Raw genomic sequence first — 18,839 nt, 5'->3', positions numbered from 1 at the left:
GGTCGTCGGATCCTCACCGTTCGTCGTGGTCGCTGTCGCCGCGGGCGGCGTCTTCGAGTTCGCTCAGCACCTGCTCCTCCACCAGGTCCGCCAGGGCGGCCACGGTGCGGGAGACCAGGACGTCGCGGGGGGTGAGCGTGACGCCGAAGGCGTCGTTGGCGCGCGAGGCGATGAGCAGGGCGCGCAGGGAGTCGCCGCCGAGGTCGAAGTAGTCGTCCTCCACGCCCACGGCCGTGTGCAGGGTCTCCTCCCACAGGGCCGCCAGCACCTCCTCGGTGGGGGTGCGGGGGGCGACGCGGCCGGCCGGCGCCTCCTCGGCGGGTGCGGGGGCGGGCAAGGCGGCCCGGTCGGTCTTGCCGTTCTCGGTGAGCGGGAAGCGGTCGAGGACCACGAACGCCGAGGGGACCATGTGAGCGGGCAGGGTGCGGGCGGCCAGGGCCCGCACCTCGGAGGCGGCGGGCGGCTCGGCCCCGGGTGCGGCGAGCAGGTGGGCGACCAGCCGGGGCAGTCCCGGCTCGTCCTCCCGTACGGTCACCACGGCGTCCAGCACGGCCGGATGGCCGGCGAGGGCGGCCTCGACCTCGCCCGCCTCGATGCGGTGGCCGCGCAGCTTGAGCTGGTGGTCGGTGCGCCCCAGGTAGTGCAGTTCGCCGTGGGCGTCGCGCCGCACCAGGTCGCCGGTGCGGTACATGCGGCTGCCGGGCGGGCCGAAGGGGTCGGCCGTGAAGCGGGACGCCGTCAGGCCGGGCCGGCCGAGGTAGCCGCGGGCCAGGGACGGCCCGCTCAGCCACAGTTCGCCCGGCACGCCGTCGGCCACCGGCCGCAGCCGGGCGTCGAGGACGTAGGCGCCGGTGCCGGGCAGGGGGCGGCCGATGGGCGGCGCGGCGCCGTCCGGTCGCAGGGGTGCGGACCAGGTGGCCACCACCGTGGCCTCGGTGGGTCCGTAGGAGTTGACCATCCGGTGGTGCGGGGCCCAGCGGGCGACCAGTTCCGCGCCGCACGCGTCGGCGCCGACCACCAGCGTCTTCAGGTCGGGCAGGGTGCCCGGGGTGTCGGGCGGCACGGTGGCCAGGGCGGCCGGCGGCAGCAGGGTGTGGGTGATGCGCCGGCCGCGCAGCACGGCGGCCAGCTCGGCCCCGAGCAGCGGTCCGGGCTCGGGGACGACCAGGCGGGCACCGCGCGGCAGCGACATGCACAGCTCCAGCACGGAGGCGTCGAAGCTGGGCGTGGCGAAGGCCAGGACGCGGTCGCCGGGTGCCACCTGGTAGTGCTCGGCCTCGGCGGCGGCGAAGCCCGCCAGGCCGCGGTGGGTGACGACCACGCCCTTGGGGGTGCCGGTGGAGCCGGAGGTGAAGATGACGTAGGCGGGGTCGTCGAGCTGGAGCGGGCGGGTGCGGTCGCCGTCGGTGGGCCGGTGCCCGGGGACGCCGTCCGGCGGCGCGGCGACGAGGCCGGCGACCTCGGCCGCGTCCAGGGTCACGGCGGGCGCCGCGTCCCGCAGCATCAGCGCGATCCGCTCTTCGGGGTAGGCGGGGTCGACCGGGAGGAAGGCGGCTCCGGCCTTGGCGACCGCGAGCTGGGCGACGACCATGTCGGCCGAGCGCGGCAGGACCAGGGCGACGAGGTCGCCGGGGCCCGCGCCGCGGGCGATGAGCCGGTGGGCCAGGCGGTTGGCCCGCTCCTCCACCTCGGCGAAGGTCAGCAGCAGACCCGGCGCGTCCAGCGCCGGCGCGGCCGGGGTGCGGTCCACCGCCGCCTCGACCAGGGCGGGCAGGGTGCGGGGGGCCGGGGGCGCGAGGTCCGGGCGTACCGGTCCCCGCAGCAGCCGGCCCCGCTCCTCGGGCGGCAGCACGTCGAGCTGGTCCAGGCGGGTGGAGTCGCCGGCGCCGGCCAGGGCGTGCAGGGTGTGCAGCAGCTGGCCGGCCAGGGAGCGCGCGGTGGCCGGTTCGAAGTACCGCGGGTCGTAGCCGAGTTCGACGCTCAGCTCGTCCCCGGGCGAGATCACCACGGTGAGGGGGTAGTTGGTGGCCTCCCGGGCGTCGAGGTCGCGGATGCGCAGGCCGTGCGCGTCGGCCGTCGTGTCGCCGACGGGGTAGTTCTCGAAGACGACGAGGCTGTCGAACATCGCCGTGCCGGCGGGCAGTCCGCTCAGTGCCTGCAGGTCCGTCAGCGGTACGTGGTCGAAGCGGCGGTCCTCGGCCCGCGCCTGCTGCAGCGCGCGCAGCCAGGCGTCGCAGCGCGCGTCGCCGTCGACGCCGGCCCGAGCGGGCAGGGTGGTGATGAACAGGCCGGTGACGGTGTCGGCACCGGGCAGGTCGGCCGGCCGCCCGGAGACGGTGGTGCCGAAGCACACCTCCGGCTCGCCGCTCCAGCGCGACAGCAGCAGCGCCCACGCGCCCTGCACCAGCGTGTTCAGGGTGAGGCGGTGGCGGCGGGCGAACCGCTGGAGCCGCTGAGTCGCTGCGGTGTCCAGGCGCTGCGACAGCCAGGTCCCGGAGCGGGCCGTGGCGCCCTGGGCGGGCCTGCGGTCGTAGGGCAGCGCCGTGGGCGCGGTGAGGTCCGCCAGCGCCTCGCGCCAGTGCTCCTCGGCCCGGCCGGTGTCGCGGCCGGCCAGCCAGGCGGCGTAGTCCCCGAACGGCCGGCGGTCCGGCAGCCGCGGCTCGCCGCCGCGGGCGAGCGCGTCGTGGGCGGCGGTGACGTCGGACAGGACGTGGAAGACGCTCCACCCGTCCAGCAGCACGTGGTGGAAGGTCCACACCACCCGGACCTCGTCCGGGCCGAGCCGGACCAGGGCGACGCGCAGCAGCGGCGCGCGGTCCAGGGCGATGCCGCGGGCCCGCTCCTCGGCGAGCAGCTCCTCCAGCCGTGCCGCGCGCTGCTCCGCCGTCAGGTCGCTCCAGTCGTGCTCGGTGACCGGCAGGGTGACGTTGCGGTGCACCACCTGCAGGGGCTCGGGCACGCCGTGCAGCGCGACGGACGTGCGCAGCACCGGGGTGCTGTCGACGACGTGCTGCCACGCGGCGGCCAGCGTGCGCGGGTCGCGCACGCCGTCCGCGACGAAGGTGATCTGCTCGACGTACAGGCCCTCGCCGGGTTCGTCCATGCCGTGGACGACCATGCCGGTCTGGGTGGGCGTGAGCGGATAGACGTCCGTCACGTCCCGTCCGGTGCCGACGAGCCGGTCGACCGCGGCCTGGTCCAGCGCGGCCAGCGGGTAGTCCGACGGGGTCCGGCCGCCGGCGCCGGGTTCGGCGCAGTGGCGGACGATCGCGCGCAGTTCCGCGGCCAGTTCCTCCGCGAGCCGGGCGACGGTGTCGCGCCGGTGCACCTCGCGGGAGTACGACCAGGTGAACTCCAGGCGCTTGTCGGTCACCCGGCCGAGCACGTCGATGAGGTGCGGCCGCTGCGCCGCGCGGTCCATGCCGCCGGTGAGCCCCCCGTACGGGGCGTGCAGCAGGCCGCCCGGTGAGGCGCTCCAGTCCTGCTGCCCGAGGTAGTTGAAGCCGATCTGCGGCAGGCCGGGCAGGTCCGCGCCGGCGGTGGGGTGCAGGAAGCGCAGGGCGCCGTAGCCCAGTCCCCCGCGCGGCACGGCCCGCAGGCCCTCCTTGACCGACTTCAGCGCCGTCGCCGTGTCGGCGTCGCGGGGCACGTCGAGCGTGACGGGGTACATGGTCGTGAACCAGCCGACGGTCCGGGACAGGTCGGTGTCCTCGAACAGCTCCTCACGGCCGTGGCCCTCCAGCGCGACCGCCACCCGGTCCTGTCCCGTCCAGCGCGCCAGGACCCGGCCCAGCGCGCACAGCAGGACGTCGTTGACGCGGGTCCGGTAGGCGTCGGGCACCTCCTTCAGCAGCCGGCGGGTCTCCTCGGCGTCCAGGCCGGCGGTCAGGGACTCCTCGCGGTCGGCGGTGTTGGCGCCGGCGTGGTCCGTGGGGAGGGCGGTGGCCGGCGCCGCGGCGCGCCAGTGGGCGAGTTCGCCGTCGAAGCCGCCGGCGGCGGCGTGCGCGGCGAGCCGCTGCGCCCAGGCCCGGAAGGAGGTGGTCTTCGGCCCGAGGCCGGGGTCGCTCCCCTCCGCCAGGGCCCGGTAGGCGCTGTCCAGGTCCTCCAGCAGGATCCGCCAGGACACCGCGTCGACGACCAGGTGGTGGGCGGCCAGCACGAGGACCGGGCGCCGGTCGCCGCCCGGCCGGCACAGGGCGGCCTTCAGCAGGGGTCCGGAGGCCAGGTCGAAGCCCGCGCACAGGGTGTCCGTCAGGGCGCGCAGCGCCGCCTCGGTGTCGTCCGGCGTGCCGTCGGGCAGGTGGTGCACCTCCAGGTGCGGGGCCGTGCCTGGCGGGGTGCCGTAGGGGCGCCACCGTCCGTCGCCGGCCGGCTCGCACCGCAGCCGCAGCGCGTCGTGGTGGTCCCACACGGCGGCCAGTGCCGCGCGCAGCAGGGCCTCGTCGGCGCCGGCGGCCAGGTGGAAGGAGACCGCCTGGGTGAAGTGCGCCGGGTCGCCGGTGAGGGTGTCGAACAGCCAGTGCTGGACGGGCGTGAGCGGGACCTCTCCGACGACCGGGCCCTGCTCTGCGGCCGTCACCGGGGCCGGCAGCGCCTCGGCCGCGGTGGCCAGGTCGGCGACGGTCTGGTGGGTGAACAGGTGGCGCGGGGTCAGGGCCAGGCCCGCCCTGCGGGCGGCGGAGACGATCTGGATGCCGAGGATCGAGTCGCCGCCGAGCTCGAAGTAGTTGTCCTGTGCGCCCACCTCGGGCACGCCGAGGACCTCGGACCAGATCGCGGCCAGTGTCCGCTCCGTGCCGGTGCGGGGCGGGCGGGTGGAGCCGGCCGCGGCGGGGACGGCCCACACGGGTTCGGGCAGCGCCCGCCGGTCCAGCTTGCCGGTGGCGCCGAGCGGCAGCCGGTCCAGCGGCACCACGACCGCGGGGACCAGGTGGTCGGGCAGGGTGCGGGCGAGGAAGGCGCGCAGCTCGGCCGGCTCGGGCGGCTCGGCGTCGTGGGGGACGGCGTAACCGACCAGCCGCCGGTGGCCGTCGTGGTCCACGACCTTGGCCGCGGCCGCGGACACCCGCGGGTGCCGGGCGAGGGCGGCCTCCACCTCCCCGAGTTCGATGCGGAAGCCGCGCACCTTCACCTGGTCGTCGGTGCGGCCGAGGTAGACGAGGTCGCCCTCGGCGGTCCAGCGCACCAGGTCGCCGGTGCGGTACATGCGGGTGCCGGCCGGGCCGAAGGGGTCGGCGAGGAAACGGGCGGCGGTCAGGCCCGGACGGCCCAGGTATCCGCGGGCCACGCCGGTGCCGGCGAGGTACAGCTCGCCGGGCACGCCGGCGGGCACCGGGCGCAGGCGGTCGTCCAGGACGTAGGCGCGGGCGCCGCCGACGGGCCTGCCGATCGGCGGCACGCGGTCGGGCTCGGCCGGGTCGCAGGCGAAGGCGGTGGCGTAGACGGTGGCCTCGGTCGGGCCGTAGATGTTCATCACCCGGCAGCCGGGGACGGCGGCCCGTACCTGGCGGACGGTGCGGGCGGGCAGCCCCTCACCGGCGAGGACGACCGTGTCGGCGGTGACGTGGACGGTGTCCTCCGCCAGCAGCCGGCCCAGCGCGGACGGGACGGCGCTGAGCAGTCCGGCGCGCCACGGCTCGGTGCGTTCGGCGAGCGCCAGCAGGTCGCGGACGACCTCCACGCACCCGCCGGACAGCAGCGGGGAGAGGATCTCGAACACCGACACGTCGAAGTTGAGCGAGGTGGAGGCCACGACGTGGGCGAGGCCGCGGCCGGTGAACTCCGCGGCGGCCCAGTCGGTCAGCGCGGCCACCGAGGCGTGGGCGACCACGACCCCCTTGGGACGGCCGGTGGAGCCGGAGGTGTGGATGACGTAGGCCGGGTGGCCGGGCAGCAGGGGTGCGTTCCGGTCGCTGTCGTCGAGGCCGGCGGCGGACTGCGCCGCCAGCCGGCCGGCGCACCCGGGGTCGTCGAGCACGATCCGCTCGAACGGGCCGTCGGGCAGGCCGGCGGAGATCCGCGCGGTCGTCACCACCGCGTCGGGCCGGACGTCCTCGAAGAGGAAGGCGATGCGCTCCGGCGGGTATCCGGGGTCCACCGGCAGGTAGGCGGCGCCGCTCTTGAGGACCGCCAGCAGGGCGACGATCAGGTCGGCCGTGCGGGGCAGTGCCAGGGCGACGAACCGCTCGGGACCCGCGCCGGCCGCGACCAGCAGCCGGGCCAGCCGGTTGGCGCGCTCGTCGAGTTGGCGGTACGTGAGGCGTTCGGAGCCGGCCAGTACGGCCGGGGCGGCGGGGGTGCGTGCCGCCTGCTCCTGGAAGATGCTCGGCAGTGTGCGGTGCGGCGCCCGCGTCACCGGGCCGCCGAAGCGGTCCAGCAGGCGGCGGCCCTCCGCCGGGTCCACCAGCGGCAGGTCGGCCAGCGGCCGGTCCGGGTCGGTGGCCATCTCCGTCAGCAGGGTCCGCAGGCCCGCGCCGAGTCCCTCCACCGTGGCCGCGTCGAACGCGGCCGGGTCGTAGTCGAGGGACACCGACAGGGTGTCGCCGGGGGCGACGACCACGCTGAGCGGGTAGTTGGTCGGCTCCAGGTCGCGTTCCTGTTCGACGCCCAGCCCGTGCCGGGCCGGCGCGCCGTCGTCGAACGGGTAGTTCTCGAAGACCACGATGCTGTCGAACAGGTTGGTCCCGCCCGGCACCTCGCTCCACGTCTGCAGCTCGGCCAGGGAGACGAAGTCGTGCCGGCGGGCCTCCGACTGGGCCGCCTGGAGGTCGCCCAGCCACTCCAGCAGGGGGCGCCGTCCGTCGATCCGCGCCCGCGTCGGGAGGGTGTTGATGAACAGCCCGACCATCGAGGTGACACCGGGCAGTTCGGCGGGGCGGCCGGACACGGTGGTGCCGAACACCACGTCGTCCCCGCCGCCGTGGCGGGACAGCAGCAGCGCCCAGGCGCCCTGGAGCAGCGTGTTGACGGTCAGGCCCGCCCGCTGGGCGGTCTCGCGCAGCCCGGCCGACACGCCGGCGTCGAGGGTGACGTGCACGGTGCCCGACGACGACGTCCGGTGCGCCTCGGCGGGCCGCCGGTCCCGCGGGAGTTCGGTGGGGGCGCGGAACCCGGCCAGGGTCCGGCGCCAGAACTCCTCCGCGCCCGCGGTGTCCTGCTCGGCGAGCCAGCGCAGGTAGTCGCCGAAGGGTGCCCGGGCCGGGACCTGCGGGCGGCGCCCCGCGGTGAGGGCCGCGTACCGCTCGCACACCTCGTCGAACACCTGGGCGGCGCTCCACCCGTCCAGCAGCACGTGGTGGAAGGTCCACACCATCCGCACCCGGTCGGGCGAGAGACGGATCAGTGCCAGCCGCATCAGCGGCGCCGCGGCCAGGTCGACGCCGGCCTGCCGGTCCTCGGCGAGCAGCCGGTCCAGTTCCCGTCCGCACCGGTCGGCCGGCCACCCGGACCAGTCGTGGTGGGCGACGGGCACGGTGGCCCGCCGCTGCACGACCTGGAGGGGTTCGGCGGTCTCCTGCCACACCAGCCGGGTGCGCAGCATCGGGTTCTCGTCGGCGGTCCGCTGCCATGCCTCGGCCAGCACGTGCGGGTCGGTGACGCCGGACAGCACCAGCTGCACCTGGTTGACGTAGGTGCGGCCGTCGGGGTCCAACAGGCTGTGGAACAGCATGCCGGCCTGCATCGGCGTGAGGGGGTACACGTCCGCGACCTCGCGCCCGTCGCCGGCGACCTTGTCCACGCCCGCCTGGTCCAGGCGGGCCAGCGGGAAGTCGGACGGTGTCCGTCCGCCGGCGTCCGGGCGGGCGCAGTGGGCGACGATCTCCTCCAGGGCCCGCAGCATGCCCTCGGCGAGCGCGGTGACGGTCCGCTCGCGGTGCCGTCCGCGGCTGTAGTGCCAGGTGATCTCCAGCCGCTCGTCCTCGACGCGGGCCACCACGTCCAGCTGGTGGGGGCGCTGCGAGGCGGGTGCGTCCGCGCCGCCCAGACCGCCGGGCACGGCGCGGACGAGCGCCGCCTCGCCGGCGGACCAGTCGAACCGGCCGAGGTAGTTGAAGCTGATGCCGGGCGCCGACGGGCCGGTGAGCCGGGCGTCGCGCGCCAGGTGGCGCAGGGCGCCGTGCCCGAGGCCCCGGCCGGGCACGGCCCGGATCTGCTCCTTGACGGCCTTCAGGGCGGTGCCCCAGTCCCCTTCGGGCACGTCGAGGGCGACCGGGAACAAGGTGGTGAACCAGCCGACCGTGCGGGACAGGTCCACGTCGTCGAACATCTGGTCCTCGCGGCCGTGGGCCTCCAGCGCGACGGCGACGGTGCGCCGCCCGGTCCACTGGGCGAGCACGCGGCCCAGTGCGGTCAGCAGGACGTCGTCGATGCGTGTGCGGTAGACGCCGGGCACCTCGCGCAGCAGTTCGTCGGTGCGCCGGCGGTCCAGACGGACCGTCACCTCGCGCACGTCGGCCATGGTGTTGCCGCCGTCGCCGTCCACCGGCAGCTCCGCCGCGCAGTGCCGGGCCACCGCGGCCCAGTGGTCGCGTTCGCCGGCGAAGCCGCCCTGCTCGGTGTGGGCGCGCAGCCGCCGCGCCCACTCCTGCACGGACGTCGTGCGGGCCGGCAGGCGCACGGGCCGGCCGTCGCGGGCCTGCCGGTAGGCGGTCTCCAGGTCCTCCAGCAGGATGCGCCAGGAGACACCGTCGACCACCAGGTGGTGGACGGCCAGCAGCAGCCGGGCGCGCGGGACGTCCGCCGTGACGAACAGGCGGGCGGTGAGGAGCGGGCCGGTCTCCAGCCGGAGGGCGGCGTGCGCCGCCGCCGTGACGCGCTGCTCGGTCTCCGCGGCCGCCGCCGGGTCCAGGCCCGTCAGGTCGCAGACCTCCAGCAGCTCCGGCGGCGGGCCCGCCTCGGCGGGGGCGCAGTACTGGTGCCACTCGCCGTCGTCCCCGGTGACGAAGCGCGACCGCAGCGCGTCGTGGTGCGCCCACAGCGCCGACAGGGCGCGGCGCAGCGTGTCCGGGTCGGGCCGGTCGGCCGTCTCCACGACGACGCACTGGTCGAACAGGTCCGGCTGCTGCGGCCGTGGGTCGAGGAACCAGTGCTGGACGGGCGTGAGGGGCACCTCGCCGGTCACCGGGCCGGTCCCGGCGACGGACGCGGCGGTGCCCGTGGCCGCGGCCAGGGCGGCGACGGTGGGGTGCCGGAACAGGTCGCGGGGCGTCAGCGCGAGGCCCTCGGCGCGGGCGCGGGAGACCACCTGGATGCTGAGGATCGAGTCGCCGCCCAGCATGAAGAAGTTGTCGTCGACGCCGACCCGCTCGACGCCGAGCAGGTCCGCCCAGATGCCGGCGAGGACCCGTTCGGCCTCGGTCCGCGGCGCGCGGTAGGCGCTGTCGCCGGCTCCCGCCCAGTCGGGGGCCGGCAGCCGGCGCCGGTCCACCTTGCCGTTGGCGGTGAGCGGGAGTTCGGGGACGGTGACGAACGCGGCCGGGAGCATGTAGTCGGGCAGGTCGGCGGCCAGGTGCGTGCGCAGGGCGGTGCCGGAGGGGACCACCGCGTCCCCGGCCGGCACGAGGTGGGCGGCCAGCCGCTTGCGCCCGGCGTGTTCGTACACCGACACGACGGCCTCGGCGACCGCGGGGTGGGCGGTGAGCCGGGCCTCGATCTCGGCGGGCTCGATGCGGAAGCCGCGGATCTTGACCTGGTCGTCCGCGCGTCCCACGAAGTGCAGTTCGCCGTCGGCGCTCCACTTGACGATGTCGCCGGTGCGGTACATGCGGCCGCCGGGCGGGCCGAACGGGTCGGCGAGGTAGCGGGCGGCGGTGGCTCCGGGCCGGCCCGCGTAGCCGCGGGCCAGTCCCGCTCCGGCGATGTACAGCTCGCCGGGGACGCCGGGCGGCTGGGGCTGCAGCAGGGCGTCCAGCACGTACACGCGTGTGTTGTCCAGGGGACGCCCGATCGGCAGGACCGCGGGCAGCGGGTCGCCGGGGCGGAAGACACGCCGGGTGGCGAAGGTGGTGGTCTCGGTCGGCCCGTAGCCGTCGACGACGGTCAGGCCGGGGCAGGCGGTGAGGACGCGGCGCACCACCGCGCCGGGCACGGCCTCGCCGCCGGTCCACACCTCGCGGGCGCCGCGCAGGCAGGTGGGGTCCTCCTGGGCGAGCAGCCGGAACAGGCCCGCGGTCAGCCACAGGCAGCGCACGCCCTGCTCGGTGACGGCCCGGTGGACCACGGACGCGTCGATTTCCTCCGGGGGCGCGAGCACGGCCGTGCCGCCGCGCAGCAGCGGCACCCACACCTCGTAGGTGGCGGCGTCGAACGCGTGCGGGGAGTGCACGAGGACTCGTTCGTGGTCCGCGAAGGCACGGTCGAGGGCGAGCGCGACGACGTCCCGCTGCCGCACGGCGACGCCCTTGGGGGTGCCGGTGGAGCCGGAGGTGAACATGACGTACTGGACGTTGTCCGGGTGCACCGCGGGGGCGTCCGCGGCCAAGGGGGCGGGCTGTGCCGCGGGGGCGTCCGGGGCAGCGGAGGCCGGCTGGGCCGTGGCCGGGCCGGCGCGGAACGCGGCCCCGGCGGCGTCCAGTCGCAGGACGCCCTCGCCGGGCAGCAGCTCGCGCGCCGTCTCCTCCCACGCGGCGTCGGTGAGCAGCAGGTCCGCCGAGACCTCGGCCAGCATCCGCCGCAGCCGTTCGCGCGGCGCCCTGCCGTCGAGGGGCACGTACACCCCGCCGGTGCGGGCCAGCGCGACCTGGGCGACGACCAGCGCCACGGACCGGTCCATGAGCACGCCCACCGGGCGTTCCGCCCGGACGCCGAGCCCGGTCAGCCGGCCGGCGAGCGCGGCGGCACGCTCGTCGAGCTCACGGTAGGTGAGGCGTTCGCCGCCGGACTCCACGGCGACGGCGCCGGGGGTCTCCCGCACGCGTGCGGCGAAGAGGTCCGCGACGGTGGCCTCGGGCAGGGAGGTGGCCGTGTCGTTCCAGGCGTGGAGAACCTGGTGGCGGCCGGCCGCCGTCAGCAGCGGCAGCGCGGCGGGCGGCCGGTGGGCCCCGGCGGTCATGCCCTCCAGCAGGACGGTCAGGTGCTCGGCCATCCGGGTGATGGTCCCGGCGTCGAACAGGTCCGGGTCGTAGCCCAGGCGCAGCGTCAGTTCGGGGCCGGGGTAGGCCACCAGGCTCAGCGGGTAGTTGGTGGTCTCGACGCCGTCGAGTCCGCTCAGCCGCAGCCCGTGCGCGGCGGCGAGGCCGTCGTCGACGGGGTAGTTCTCGAAGACGACGATGCTGTCGAAGAGGGCGGCCCGCTCGGGCAGGGCGGTGAGCGCCTTCATCCGCGTCAGCGGCAGGTGGTCGAAGCGCCGGTCCTCGCTCTGGTCCTGCTGGAGCCGGCGCAGCCAGTCGAGCAGGGTGCCGTCGCGGGGCACGGTGATCCGGCTGGGCAGGGTGGTGATGAACAGGCCGGTGATGGCGTCCGCCCCGGGCAGCTCGGGCGGCCGTCCGGACACGGTGGTCCCGAAGACGACCTCGCCGCGGTTGGCCTGGCGGCTCGTCAGCACCGCCCAGGCGCCCTGGACCAGGGTGTTGAGGGTCAGGCCCGACGTCCTGGCCAGCTCCTCCAGCGCCCGGGTGGCGGTCTCGGGCAGCGTGACCCGGACCGCCTGCGTGGACTCGGCCCGATGGGTCTCGCGCGGCTCGTGGTCGTAGGGCAGCGGGGTGGTCTCGGCCAGCCCGGCGAGGCGGTCGCGCCAGTGCCGTTCGGCCTCCGCCACGTCGCGCTCGCGCAGCCAGGCGACGTAGTCGCGGAACGGACGGCGTTCGGGCAGGGCCGTGGCGTCGCCGGACGGGTGCGCGTGGCAGGCGAAGACGTCCGACAGCACCTGGAACAGACTCCAGCCGTCCAGGAGCAGGTGGTGGAAGGACCACACCACCCGGACGCTGTCGCCTGCGAGCCGGACGAGCACCAGGCGCTGCAGCGGGGCGCGCGTCAGGTCCAGGCCCTGCTCGCGGTCCCGGTCGAGGAGTTCGCGCAGCCGGGTCGCGCGCGCGTCCTCGGACAGGCCGCGCCAGTCCAGGCGGGTGACGGGCACGGGTGCGTGGCGCTGCACGACCAGCACCGGCTCCGGCACGTCCTGCCACACGACGCGGCCGCGCAGCACCGGGGTGCGGTCCGTCACCCGCTGCCAGGCCGCCGCGAGCGCGTCCGGGTCCGGCACGCCGTCCAGCACGAAGGTCAGCTGCTGGAAGTAGACGCTCCGGTCGTCCTGGGAGAGCCCGTGGAAGAGCATGCCGGCCTGGGCCGGGGTGAGCGCGTGCACGTCCTCCACGGCCGCGGGGTCGTCCCCGGCCAGCCGGTCCACGGCCGCCTGGTCGAGCCGGGCGAGCGGGAAGTCGGACGGGGTGCGTCCGCCCGCGCCCGGCCGGGCGGCGTGGCGGGCGAGGCCCGCCAGCGCGCCGGCGAACCGTTCGGCCAGGCCGGCGACGGTGGCCTCGTCGTGCACCTGCTCCGAGTAGAACCAGGTGAACTCCAGCGACTCGTCGTCCAGCAGCCCCACCACTTCGAGGAGGTGCGGGCGGGTGGCCGCCGGGTCGGCGTCCAGCTCCAGCGGCCGGGACAGGCCGCGGTACAGCCCGTCCGGTTCCTGCGGCAGCGTCATCCGTCCCAGGTAGTTGAAGCTGATCTGCGCGTCCGGGGTCCCGGGTCCCGTTTCCCGCGGTGCCAGGCGGCGCAGCACGTCGTGGCCGATTCCGTGGCGGGGGACGGCCCGCAGCTGCTCCTTCACCCGCTTCAGGACGGCGTCCCAGTCCGCCTCCCCGGGGACGGCGAGTGCGACGGGATGGCGGGTGGTGAACCAGCCCACGGTGCGGCTGGTGTCGACGTCGGCGAAGAGTTCCTCGCGTCCGTGCCCCTCGACGTCGACCAGGACGCGGTCCTGCCCGGTCCACGCGCACAGGACCCGGCCGAGGGCGCTCAGCAGCACGTCGTTGACCTGGGTGCGGTAGGTCTCGGGGAGGGTGCGCAGCAGGACGGAGGTGTCCTGCGGGCTCAGGCGCACGGTCACGGAGCGGGCCGAGGCGTAGGTGTTGGCGCCGCTGCCGTCGGTGGGCAGGGCGTCCGCGGCACCACTGACCGCCTCGGCCCAGTACGAGCGCTCGTCGTCGAAGCCGCCGTCGGCGGCCAGCCGGGCCAGCCGCCGGGCCCAGTGCCGCAGCGCCGAGGACTTCGCCGGCAGCGCGGACGCGCCGTCGGCGCCGCCGCTGCGGGCGCGGTAGGCGCGGTCCAGGTCCTCCAGCAGCAGCCGCCAGGAGACCCCGTCGACCACGAGGTGGTGCACGGCCAGGTGCAGCACGGGGAGCCGGCCGGGCGCGCGGTCGTGCAGGGCCGCCCGCAGCAGGGGCCCCTGTCGCAGGTCGAAGGGGCCGAGGTGAGGGGCGTCGCCGTCGGGGCCGCGGTGGCGGGCCAGGCGGATCCGGGGCGCCCGGTCGTCGATGTGCCACCGCGCCTCGGGGCCGCCGTCGCCGGTGCCCTCGCCGGGAAAGCGCGAGCGCAGGGCGTCGTGGTGGGCCACGACGTCGTTCAGCGCGTCCTCCAGGGCCGCCGCGTCGACGGACTCGGGCACGTAGACGGACACCGTCTGGGCGAAGTGGCCGGCCCGCTCCGCGGCGCTCTCGAACAGCCAGTGCTGGATGGGCGTCAGCGGTGCCGGACCGGTGGCCGCCACCGCGGCCGGGGCGGCCGTGCGCAGGCTCCCGGCGGCGTCGGCGCACCGGGCGAGGGCGGCGACCGTCTGGTACCGGTAGACGTCGCGGGAGGTGATCGCCAGACCCGCCTGCCGCGCCTGGGCCACCACCTGGATGCTGAGGATGGAGTCGCCGCCCAGTTCGAAGAAGTTGTCGTCGGCCCCGACCCGCTCGACGCGCAGGACGTCGGCCCAGACGGCGGCCAGGGTGCGCTCGGTGGGCGTGCGGGGCGCGACGTGGCGCACGGCGTGCGCGGCGGCCCCCGGCTCGGGCAGGCGGCCGCGGTCCAGCTTGCCGTTGGGGTTGAGGGGCAGGGCGTCCAGCGTCATGACCGTGGCGGGCACCATGTAGTCGGGCAGCGTGCGCCTCAGTTCCCGGCGCACCGCCTCCGGTTCCACCCGGCCGCCGGGGACGGGCACGACGTAGCCGACCAGGCGCCGGTGGCCGCCGGCGTCGAAGGCGGTGGCGGCCGCCTCCGCGATGCCCGCGCAGCGGCGCAGCGCCTCCTCGACCTCGCCCAGTTCGATGCGGAAGCCGCGGACCTTGACCTGCTGGTCGATGCGGCCGAGGTACTCCAGCTCGCCGTCGGCCGTCCAGCGCACCAGGTCACCGGTGCGGTACATGCGCTCCCCCGGCGCGCCGAAGGGGTCGGCGACGAACCGGCCGGCGGTCAGGCCGGGGCGCCGCAGGTACCCGCGTGCCAGGCCGCCGCCCCCGAGGTACAGCTCGCCCGTCACGCCGGGGGGCTGCAGGCGCAGCATGCGGTCCAGCACGTAGGCGCGGGTGCGGGCCACCGGCCGGCCGATGGGCGGGGCCTGCTCCGGAACCGTGTCGCCGGCGAACCAGGCGGTGGCGTAGACGGTGGCCTCGGTGGGGCCGTAGATGTTGGCGACGCCGCACGAGGGCATGGCCGCCCTGAGGTCGCGCACGGTCTGGGCGGACAGCGCCTCGCCGGCCAGCACCACCGTGTCCGCCTCGACGGCGGTGGCGCCGCCGCCGACCAGCCGGGAGACCACCGACGGCACCCCGCTGACCAGTCCGGCCCGGCGCGGGCCCGGCGCGTCGGCGAGCGCCGGCAGGTCGGCGACCACCTCGACGGTGCCGCCCGCCAGCAGGGGGCACAGCATCTCGAAGACCGACACGTCGAAGTTCAGGGAGGTGGACGCCACCACGTGCGCCAGGCCCGCGGCGCCGAACCGCTCCGCCGCCCAGGCGGCCAGCGCGGCGACACTGCGATGTGTGACCACCACGCCCTTGGGCCGGCCGGTCGACCCCGACGTGTAGATGACGTAGGCGGGGTGGTCGGGGTCCAGCGGCCGCGTCCGGTCGGGGTCGGTCAGGCCGGCCGAGGCGGTGTCTGCGTCGTCGCCGGGCTCGCCGGCCGGGCCCTCCCCCGCGGCGCCTGCGGGGCCGGAGCCGACGGCGGCCAGGTCGTCGACGATCAGCGGCTCGCAGCCGTCGGGCAAGGCCGCCGCGGTCTCACGGGTCGCCAGGACCAGGGCGGGGGCGGCGTCGGCGAGCATGAAGCGGATGCGCTCGGCCGGGTAGCCGGGGTCGACCGGCAGATAGCCCGCGCCCGACTTCAGGACCGCCCACAGCAGGGGCAGCAGGTCGGCGGAGCGCGGCAGGCACAGGGCCACCAGCGTCTCCGGTCCCGCCCCGCGGGCCGCGAGCAGCCGGGCGAGGCGGTTGGCGCGCCGGTTCACCTCCGCGTAGTCCAGTCGCACCGGTCCGCAGACGACCGCGGTCCGGCCGGGGGTGCGGGCCACCTGCGCCTCGAACAGCTCCGGCAGCGTGGCGCACGGGGCATGGCCGTCCCGCGCCGCGGGCGCCCGCAGGTTCCAGGTGCCGAGCAGCGTGCGCTGTTCCTCCTCGCCGAGGAGGGGAAGTTCGCCCAGTGTCCGGCCCGGCCCGTCCGCCATGCCCTGGAGCAGGCGGTGCAGATGGCGGGCCATCCGGGCCGCGGTGCGCGCTTCGAAGAGGTCGGTGTTGTACTCGACCGTGAGCTCGCAGCCGCCCTCGGCCCGCGGCGCGAACTCCAGGACGAGGTCGAAGCGCGCGGCGGGGCGGGGCAGGGGCCGGTCCTCGATGCGCAGTCCGCCCGCCGGGGGCAGGGCGGGCGCGGCGGCCTGCTGCACGACGAGGGCCTGCACCAGCGGGGTCCGGCTGGGGTCGCGGGGTGGGGCCAGTTCCTCCACCACCCGGTCGAAGGGCACCCCGTCGTGGGCGAAGGCGTCCAGCACGGTGGCGCGCATGCCCTCGACGAACCGGTCGACGGTGAGCGACTCGTCCACCTCGCCGCGCAGCACGACGGTGTTGGCGAAGAAGCCCGTCACGTCCTCCAGGTCGCGGCGGCCCCGTCCGTTGGTGATGGTCCCGAAGGCCACGTCCCGCTGCCCGGAGTAGCGGGCGAAGAGCACGGCGGCCGCGCCGGCGAGCAGCGTGAACACGGTCGTGCCCCGGTCGCCGGCCAGGGTCCGCAGCCGTGCCACGAGGTCGGCCGGGAGGTGGTGGCGGTGGGCCGCGCCGGCGGGGGTGCGCACCGCCGGCCGGGGCCGGTCGGTGGGCAGTTCGAGGTGCGGCAGCCCGGCCAGGTGCCGCTTCCAGTAGGCGAGGTCGTCCTCGTCGCCGTCCGCGCTGCGCCGCCGCTGCTCCCACACCGCGAAGTCGGGGTACTGGACGCCCGGCGCGGGCAGGCCGTCGGGCTCGCCGGAGACCTCCGCGTGGTAGAGCGCGGCCAGCTCGCGGGTCAGCACGCCGACCGACCACCCGTCGGTGACGATGTGGTGCTGCGCCAGCAGCAGCACGTGGTCCTCCGGTCCGCACCGGATGAGCAGGGCGCGGGTGAGCGGGCCCGCGGAGAGGTCGTAGGGACGTCTCAGCTCGTCCGTGACCAGGCGTTCGGCGGCGTCGGCGCGGTCCTCGGGCGGGGTGCCGCCGAGGTCGGCGGTGCGCAGCGGCAGGTCGGGGTCGGGGCCGATCCGCTGGACGCCCTGCCCGTCCACCGTGGTGAACGTGGTGCGCAGCGAGTCGTGGCGGGCGGCGAGCCGCCGCAGGGCCCGGCGCAGCGCGTCCGCGTCGAGTGGCCCGCGCAGACCGAGGACGACGCCGGTGTTGTACTCGGTGCCGCCGGCGGTGAGGTCGTCCAGGAACCACAGCCGCCGCTGGGCGCTGGACAGCGGCAGCAGCCCGTCGCGCGGGGCCGGCGGGATCGGGTCGGGCGGTGCGGCGGCGGACGGGTCGTCGAGCAGCGGGGCCAGCGCGCCGATGGTGCGCGCGGTGAAGACGTCCCGCACCGTGAGCCGGACGCCCAGTTCGTCCCGGACGCGGGCCAGGACCCGGGCGGCCAGGATCGAGTCCCCGCCCAGGTCGAAGAAGTCGTCCGTGACGCCCACCACGTCGGCCCCGAGGACGTCCGCCCAGACGGCGGCCAGGGCCCGCTCCCCGGCCGTGCGCGGAGCCACGTGGCCGGCCGCGGCCGGGGCGGCCGGCGCGGGCAGGGCCCTCCGGTCGACCTTGTGCTGCGGGGTCAGGGGCAGTTCGTCCAGGACGACGACGGCGGACGGGACCAGGTGGGCCGGCAGCACGGCGGCGACCGCCGCGCGCAGGGCCGGCGCCTCCGGGACCCGCTCCGGGTCGGTGGGGGTGACGTAGCCGACGAGCCTCTTCCTGCCCGGCTCGTCCTCACGGACCACGACCACGGCCTCGTGGACGCCCTCCTGGCGGAGCAGGGCCGCCTCGACCTCGCCCGGCTCGATGCGGAAGCCGCGGATCTTCACCTGGCGGTCGAGCCGGCCGAGGAACTCCAGCTCCCCGCCGGCGGTCCGGCGCACCCGGTCGCCGGTGCGGTAGAGCCGGGCTCCGGGCGGGCCGAAGGGGTCGGCGACGAACCGCGCGGCGGTCAGGCCCGGGCGCCCCAGGTAGCCGCGGGCCACCCCCTCCCCGCCGACGAACAGCTCGCCGTCGGTGCCCGGCGGCACGGGGCGCATGGCCGGGTCCAGCACGTACACCCGTGTGCCGGGCAGCGCGGTGCCGATCGTGGGAGTGCCGCCGCCGGCGGACAGCGGCCCGGTCCAGGTGGCGACGATGGTGGCCTCGGTAGGGCCGTACGAGTTGATCATGCGGCGGCCGGGGGCCCAGCGGTCGACGAGCCCGGCCGGGCAGGCCTCGGCGCCCACGATCAGCGTGCGCAGGCCGCGTGCCGCGCCCGTCGGCGCGGTGTCGGGAAGGGTGGCCAGGGCGGCGGGCGGAATGAGGGCGTGGGTGATGCGGTGCTCGTCCAGGACGTGGGCGAGTTCGTCCCCGAGCCACGGTCCGTCGGGCGGCACCACCAGGGTGGCGCCGGCCAGGACGGAGGTGGCGAGCTCCAGTACGGAGGCGTCGAAGCTGGGTGAGGAGAACTGCAGGACACGGTCGCCGGGGCCGACGGCGTACTGCTCGGCGGCGGCCGCGGTGAACGCGCCGATGCCCCGGTGGGTGACCGTGACGCCCTTCGGTCGTCCGGTGGAGCCCGAGGTGTAGATCACGTAGGCCGCGTGGTCGGCGTGCACCGCGGGGCGGCCGCCCGGGGCGGTCCCCGGCGCGTCCGGGCCGCCGTCCGCCGCGGTGCGGCCGCTCGGGCCGGCCCCGGTCGCGGCCGGGTCCTCCATGACGTGCCGCACCCACGCCGGATCGTCGAGGACCACGGCGGGAGCGGCGTCGGTCAGCATCAGCTCCCGCCGCTCGGCCGGGTAGGCGGGGTCGACGGGCAGGAAGGCGGCACCCGCCAGGACCACGGCCAGTTCCGCCGCGACCAGTTCCATCGAGCGCGGCAGGACCAGGGCGACCGTCCGCTCGGGACCGGCGCCGCGCCGCACGAGGTCGTCGGCCAGGCGGCCGGCCCGTGCCGCCAGCTCCCGGTAGGACCAGGTCCGCCGGCCGTCGGTCAGCGCGGGCGCGTGCGGGGTCCGGGACACCCACGCGGAGAACAGCTCGCCCAGCGACGGGTGCGCCGGCCGCCGGGCGCCGTCGCCTTCCGGGGCCGGGGTGGCGCCGTCGGTCCGCGGCGGCCGCGGCCGCAAGGACGCCGGTGTGGGCTTGTCGTGCAGGTCCGTCATGGGTGCAGTCCTTTGTGGG

1 protein-coding gene is annotated in these 18,839 nt (G+C 76.7%); it reads right to left on the bottom strand.

The window, feature by feature from the left end; genetic code table 11:
- Positions 1-13: 13 nt before the first annotated feature.
- Positions 14-18,820, bottom strand: a complete 18,807-nt coding sequence (locus ABZ920_RS00270) for a non-ribosomal peptide synthase/polyketide synthase (RefSeq protein WP_361496755.1) — start codon at positions 18,818-18,820, stop codon at positions 14-16.
- Positions 18,821-18,839 lie beyond the last annotated feature (19 nt).

Source organism: Streptomyces sp. NPDC046831 (genome assembly GCF_040645305.1).
Taxonomy (GTDB): Bacteria; Actinomycetota; Actinomycetes; order Streptomycetales; family Streptomycetaceae; genus Streptomyces.
This window is presented reverse-complemented; position numbering and strand designations above follow the sequence as displayed.

What these genes read in the sequence shown, in the direction of transcription:
- ABZ920_RS00270 (WP_361496755.1), bottom strand. Translation starts at nt 18,820, where the DNA reads ATGACGGACCTGCACGACAAGCCCACACCGGCGTCCTTGCGGCCGCGG.